Below are 5,896 nucleotides of genomic sequence, written 5' to 3'. Positions count from 1 at the left end.
CCCGCACGAGAACGAGAGCACCGCATCATGACGACGCTGTCACCCGACATCCTGTCCGCCCTGGAGGGCCAGGGCATCGAGCTGCCCAGCTGGGCGTTCGGCAACTCCGGCACGCGCTTCCGCGTGTTCACGACGCCGGGCACTCCGCGCGACCCGTACGAGAAGATCGCCGACGCCGCGCAGGTCAACGCGTTCACGAAGCTCGCGCCCAGCGTCGCGCTGCACATCCCGTGGGACAAGGTCGACGACTACGCCGATCTGCGCCGTCACGCCGAGGACCTCGGCGTGAGCCTGGGCACGATCAACTCGAACACGTTCCAGGACGAGGACTACAAGTTCGGGGCGCTCACCCACCACGACGACCGGATCCGTCAGAAGGCGATCGACCACCACTTCGAGTGCATCGACATCATGCACGCGACCGGGTCGCGCGATCTGAAGATCTGGCTGGCCGAGGGGTCGAACTATCCGGGTCAGGGTGACATGCGTGCCCGGCAGGACCGGTTGCACGAGTCGCTGCAGCAGATCTACGCGCGCCTGTCGGATGAGCAGCGCCTGGTGCTGGAGTACAAGTTCTTCGAGCCGGCGTTCTACCACACCGATGTGCCGGACTGGGGCACGTCCTACGCGCAGGTGGCCGCTCTCGGCGACAAGGCGATGGTGTGCTTGGACACCGGCCACCACGCGCCGGGTACGAACATCGAGTTCATCGTGATGCAGCTGCTGCGGCTCGGAAAGCTGGGCTCGTTCGACTTCAACTCTCGCTTCTACGCCGACGACGACCTCATCGTGGGCGCGGCCGACCCGTTCCAGCTGTTCCGCATCATCTTCGAGGTCGTCCGCGGCGGCGGGCTGAACAACCCGGACGTGGCGTTCATGCTCGACCAGTGCCACAACATCGAAGACAAGATCCCCGGCCAGATCCGCTCGGTGCTCAACGTGCAGGAGATGACGGCGCGCGCCCTGCTCGTCGACCGCGACGCTCTCGCGGCCGCGCAGCAGGCGAACGACGTGCTGGCTGCGAACGCCGTGTTCATGGATGCGTTCTATACCGACGTGCGGCCGGCGCTCGCGCAGTGGCGTGAGGAACGGGGGCTCGCGGCCGACCCGATGGCGGCGTACGCGGCATCCGGCTACCAGTCCCGGATCGCGGCCGACCGCGTCGGCGGCACCCAGGCAGGATGGGGCGCGTAAGCCCCTCTTCTCAGACACACCCGGGGCGCGGGCTGCCGATCCCCGCGCCCCGGGTGCACCATCCCTCCGGAGGAAACCATGAGCGAGCCCTACTCCGCGGCCGACGGCCTCGTGCGCGTCTACCCCGCCCGTGAGCCGAACGGCACCGGCCTGGTGTGGGCCCACGGCGGCGCGTTCGCGTTCGGCGACCTCGACATGCCGGAGTCCGACTGGGTCGCCTCGCAGCTCGCGGCGAACGGCACCACCGTGATCTCGGTCGACTACCGTCTCGCGCCGGTTCCTGACGGGTGGGATGCCGGCGGCCACGGTCCCGGCGGCCACCACTACCCTGCGGCATCCGACGACGTGCTCGCCGCGTGGGCGTGGACCGTCGACAACGCCGACCGCCTGCGCGTGGACCGCACGCGCCTCGCGATCGGAGGTACGAGCGCGGGCGGCAACCTCGCGGCCGGGGCCGCGCTGCGGCTGATCGAGCGGCGCGCCGAGGTGCGCCCCGCACTCGCGCTCCTGGCCTACCCGACGCTCCTCGCCGTGCAGCCGGCGCCGGATGCCGCGCTGCGGGCGGCGCTCGATGCCCAGCCCGACGCCGACCGGTTCGGCCCCGCCATGGTGCTCGCCATGTACGAGAACTACCTCGGCGGCCCCGTGGGTCACGCCCCCCTCGGTGCGATCCCGGGCCTTGCCGGCCCCGAAGACCTGGTGCAGTTCCCGCCGACGCTCATGGTCAACGGGGAGGTCGACGAGCTGCGCGTCTCGGGCGAGGCGTTCGCCTCGGCACTGCGTGCCGCCGGCCGCCCGGTCGAGGTCGTGACCGAGCCGGGCACCGAGCACGGCCATCTGAACCGTCCGCACGAGCCGGCGGCATCCCTCACCCTCACCCGATTCGCGGAGCGCCTCGCCGCGATCCCCGCCCCGACCCCCCAGAGCTCGCCGGTCGCCTGACGACGCGGCGACCGCGACAGCCCACACACGAAGGAACCCGACATGACCAATCCGGCCGTCTCCGACCTGATCGCCCGGTCGAACCGCCTCGGCGCCGACCCGAAGAACACGAATTATGCCGGCGGTAACACGTCGGCCAAGGGCACCGAGACGGACCCGGTCACGGGTGAGCCGGTGGAGCTGCTGTGGGTGAAGGGCTCGGGTGGCGACCTGGGCACGTTGAAGCCCGAGGGCCTGGCGGTGCTGCGCCTGGATCGCATGCGGGCGCTCGTGGACGTGTATCCGGGTGTGGACCGCGAGGATGAGATGGTCGCCGCGTTCGACTACTGCCTGCACGGCAAGGGCGGTGCGGCGCCGTCGATCGACACGGCGATGCACGGACTGGTGGATGCCGCGCATGTCGATCACCTGCACCCCGACGCGGGCATCGCGATCGCGACGGCCGCCGACGGCGAGGAGCTCACCGCGAAGATCTTCGGCGACAAGGTCGTGTGGGTGCCGTGGCGGCGGCCCGGGTTCCAGCTGGGCCTCGACATCGCGGCGATCAAGGCCGCGAACCCGCAGGCGGTCGGCACGATCCTCGGCGGGCACGGGATCACCGCGTGGGGTGACACGTCGGAGGAGGCGGAACGCAACTCCTCATGGATCATCCAGACCGCGCAGTCCTACATCGACGCGCACGGCAAGGACGCCCCGTTCGGAGGAGTTCGTGCCGGGTTCGAGGCCCTGCCCGAGACCGAGCGGCGCGCGAAGGCCGCCGCTTTGGCCGCGACGATCCGCGGGCTGGCGTCGACGGACAGGCCGATGGTCGGGCATTTCACCGACACCGCGGTGGTCACCGACTTCCTCTCCTCCGAGAAGGCGCCGGCCCTCGCGGCGCTGGGCACGAGCTGCCCCGACCACTTCCTGCGCACCAAGGTCAAGCCGCTGATCCTCGACCTGCCCGCCGATGCGACGGTCGAGGCATCGATCGAACGCCTGACGCAGCTGCACGCCGAGTACCGGGCCGACTATCAGGCGTACTACGACGCGCACGCCACCGCCGAGTCCCCGGCGATCCGCGGCGCGGACCCGCTGATCGTGCTCGTCCCGGGTGTGGGGATGTTCTCGTACGGGGCGAACAAGCAGACCGCGCGGGTGGCGGGCGAGTTCTACGTCAACGCGATCAACGTGATGCGCGGCGCCGAGGCACTGTCGAGCTATGCGCCGATCTCGGATGCCGAGAAGTTCCGCATCGAGTACTGGGCCCTCGAAGAGGCCAAGCTGCAGCGGATGCCCAAGCCCAAGACCCACCAGGGCCGCATCGCGTTCGTCACCGGCGCCGCCTCGGGCATCGGCAAGGCCATCGCGACCCGCCTGGCCGCCGAGGGCGCCTGCGTGGTGGTCGCCGACCTCGACCTTGAGAAGGCGCAGGCCGCCGCCACCGAGCTCGGCGGCACCGACGTCGCGATCGGCGTGGCAGCGAACGTCGCCGACGCCGACGGGGTGCAGGCCGCGATCGACCAGACACTGCTCGCGTTCGGCGGCATCGACCTGGTCGTCAACAACGCCGGGCTGTCGCTGTCGAAGCCGCTGCTGGAGACCACCGAGAAGGACTGGGACCTGCAGCACGACGTCATGGCCAAGGGCTCGTTCCTCGTCGCCAAGGCCGCCGCCAAGGCGCTCATCGAGCAGAAGATGGGCGGGGATGTCATCTACATCTCGTCGAAGAACTCCGTGTTCGCCGGACCCAACAACATCGCGTACTCCGCGACCAAGGCCGACCAGGCCCACCAGGTGCGGCTGCTCGCCGTCGAGCTCGGCGAGCACGGCGTGCGCGTGAACGGCATCAACCCCGACGGCGTCGTGCGCGGCTCGGGCATCTTCGCCGCCGGCTGGGGCGCGAACCGCGCCGCGACCTACGGCGTCAAGGAAGAAGACCTGGGGGCCTTCTACGCGCAGCGGACCATCCTCAAGCGCGAGGTCGTGCCCGAGAACGTCGCCGACGCGGTCTACGTCCTCACCGGCCCGGAACTGTCGCGCACCACCGGGCTGCACATCCCCGTCGACTCCGGCGTCGCCGCCGCCTTCCTGCGATGACCGCGCCCCGCCCTCGCCCAGAGACCGCGGTCTCGCCGAGACACCATGTCGTCGGCGCGAACACCGTGGTCGCTCGCCGAGAAACCGCGATGTCGGCGAGGGGTGCCCGCGAGACCAGGAGCGCCCGATGAGCGGCGTCGTCGCGGCCGTCGACCTCGGCGCGACCAGCGGCCGCGTCATGCTCGGCTACGTCGGCGACGGCGTGCTGCGGCTGGAACAGGTCTCCCGCTTCCCCAACGGCCCCGTCGAAGGGCCCGAAGGGAGCCTGCACTGGGACTTCACGACGCTCTACCGGCACATCGTCGAGGGCCTCGCCGAAGCGCTGCGCCGCGAGCCCGGCATCGCCAGCATCGGCATCGACTCGTGGGCCGTTGACTACGGCCTCGTCCACGGCGACGAGGTGCTCGGCGAGCCGTTCCACTATCGCGACGAGCGCACGGCGCGGGGGGTGGATGCCGTCCACGCGAAGGTCCCGTTCACCGATCTGTACCGCCGCAACGGCCTGCAGTTCCTGCCGTTCAACACGCTCTACCAGTACGCCGCCGAGCAGCGTCTGGACGATGCCGAGGCGTCGCTGCTGATCCCGGACCTGGTCGCGTTCCTGCTCACGGGCGCCCGCGTGGCTGAGCGCACCAACGCCTCGACGACCGGCCTCGTCGACGTCCGCACGGGCGAGTGGGACCGGGAGCTCACCGGGCGGCTCGGGGTGCCGGCATCCGCTCTCCCGCCCCTCGTCCACCCGGGCCAGGTGCTCGGCACGCTGAGCGGCCCGGCCCGCGAGCGCATCGGCGCACCACTCGAGGTGATCGCCGTCGGCTCGCACGACACCGCCTCGGCGGTGGTGGCGGTGCCGCTCAGCACCCCCGACGCCGCCTACATCTCTTGCGGCACGTGGGGGCTCGTCGGGGTCGAGCTCGATGCTCCCGTCGTCAGCGACGAAGCACGCGAGGCGAACTTCACCAACGAAGGGGGCGTCGACGGACGGGTGCGGTTCCTGCACAACGTCACGGGGCTGTGGCTGCTCAGCGAAGCGGTGCGCACGTGGGAGGCCGAGGACGGCGCCCGGATCGATCTGCCCGCCCTGCTGGCCGATGCCGCGGAGGTGACCGGCGGCATCCCGCTGTTCGACGCGAACGATCCCCGCCTCGCGGCGCCGGGAGACATGCCCGCCCGCATCGGCGCACTCATCGCCGAGTCCGGCACAGCGGTCCCGGCGACCCGTGCCGCGTTCGCCCGCGCCATCGTCGAGAGCATCGCCCAGGCGTTCGCCGACGCCGTGGCCACGGCCGCACACCTGACCGGACGGGACGTCGACGTCATCCACATCGTGGGCGGCGGCGCTCTCAACCGCCTGCTCTGCCAGGCCACCGCTGACCGGTCGGGTCTGCCCGTGCTCGCAGGACCCGTCGAGGCCACCGCGCTCGGCAACGTGCTCGTGCAGGCCCGGGCGCACGGCTGGTTCGGACCCGACGCGACGCTGGAGGACTTGCGGCGCGTGGTCGCGGCATCCACCTCTCCCGAACGCTACGAGCCGCACGCGTGACCGGCTACGGGGCCGCGTTCGACTGGGCGCGCCGGCACGTCGAGGCCGGCCGGTTGCCGACGGCGGTGCTCGGTGTCGCGACCGCCGACGGCATCGTGGCGCTCGACGCGTTCGGCGCGACCGACGGCCGCCCCGCGC

The 5,896-nt window shown here is 71.2% G+C and carries 4 protein-coding genes; all 4 read left to right on the top strand.

Annotation, left to right across the window (positions count from 1 at the left end; all coding sequences use genetic code 11):
• The first annotated feature begins 27 nt into the window (after positions 1-27).
• The 4 genes from rhaI to ACTHNQ_RS19765 all read left to right on the top strand — a co-directional run bounded on the left by rhaI (position 28) and on the right by ACTHNQ_RS19765 (position 5,758).
• Positions 28-1,194 (top strand): L-rhamnose isomerase, encoded by a 1,167-nt coding sequence (gene rhaI, locus ACTHNQ_RS19780; protein ID WP_440335634.1) that lies wholly within the window; start codon positions 28-30, stop codon positions 1,192-1,194.
• Positions 1,195-1,272: 78 nt separating this feature from the next.
• Positions 1,273-2,136: an alpha/beta hydrolase fold domain-containing protein gene (locus ACTHNQ_RS19775; RefSeq protein WP_440335633.1), complete on the top strand. Its 864-nt coding sequence runs from the start codon at positions 1,273-1,275 to the stop codon at positions 2,134-2,136.
• A 42-nt stretch (positions 2,137-2,178) separates the two neighbouring features.
• Positions 2,179-4,215 carry a bifunctional aldolase/short-chain dehydrogenase gene (locus ACTHNQ_RS19770; RefSeq protein WP_440335632.1) on the top strand — a complete coding sequence of 679 codons (2,037 nt, stop codon included), beginning with the start codon at positions 2,179-2,181 and terminating at the stop codon, positions 4,213-4,215.
• 127 nt (positions 4,216-4,342) lie between these two features.
• The gene (locus tag ACTHNQ_RS19765; RefSeq protein ID WP_440335631.1) at positions 4,343-5,758 is read left to right on the top strand and encodes a rhamnulokinase; all 1,416 of its coding nucleotides are present in this window, start codon (positions 4,343-4,345) and stop codon (positions 5,756-5,758) included.
• Positions 5,759-5,896: the final 138 nt, after the last annotated feature.

Source organism: Microbacterium sp., from assembly GCF_051953575.1.
In the GTDB taxonomy this organism is placed as follows: Bacteria; Actinomycetota; Actinomycetes; order Actinomycetales; family Microbacteriaceae; genus Microbacterium.
This window is presented reverse-complemented; position numbering and strand designations above follow the sequence as displayed.

Excerpts from the sequence above, each read along its gene's own strand:
- rhaI (WP_440335634.1), top strand. The coding sequence starts at position 28 with ATGACGACGCTGTCACCCGACATCCTGTCCGCCCTGGAGGGCCAGGGC.
- ACTHNQ_RS19775 (WP_440335633.1), top strand. The coding sequence starts at position 1,273 with ATGAGCGAGCCCTACTCCGCGGCCGACGGCCTCGTGCGCGTCTACCCC.
- ACTHNQ_RS19770 (WP_440335632.1), top strand. The coding sequence starts at position 2,179 with ATGACCAATCCGGCCGTCTCCGACCTGATCGCCCGGTCGAACCGCCTC.
- ACTHNQ_RS19765 (WP_440335631.1), top strand. The coding sequence starts at position 4,343 with ATGAGCGGCGTCGTCGCGGCCGTCGACCTCGGCGCGACCAGCGGCCGC.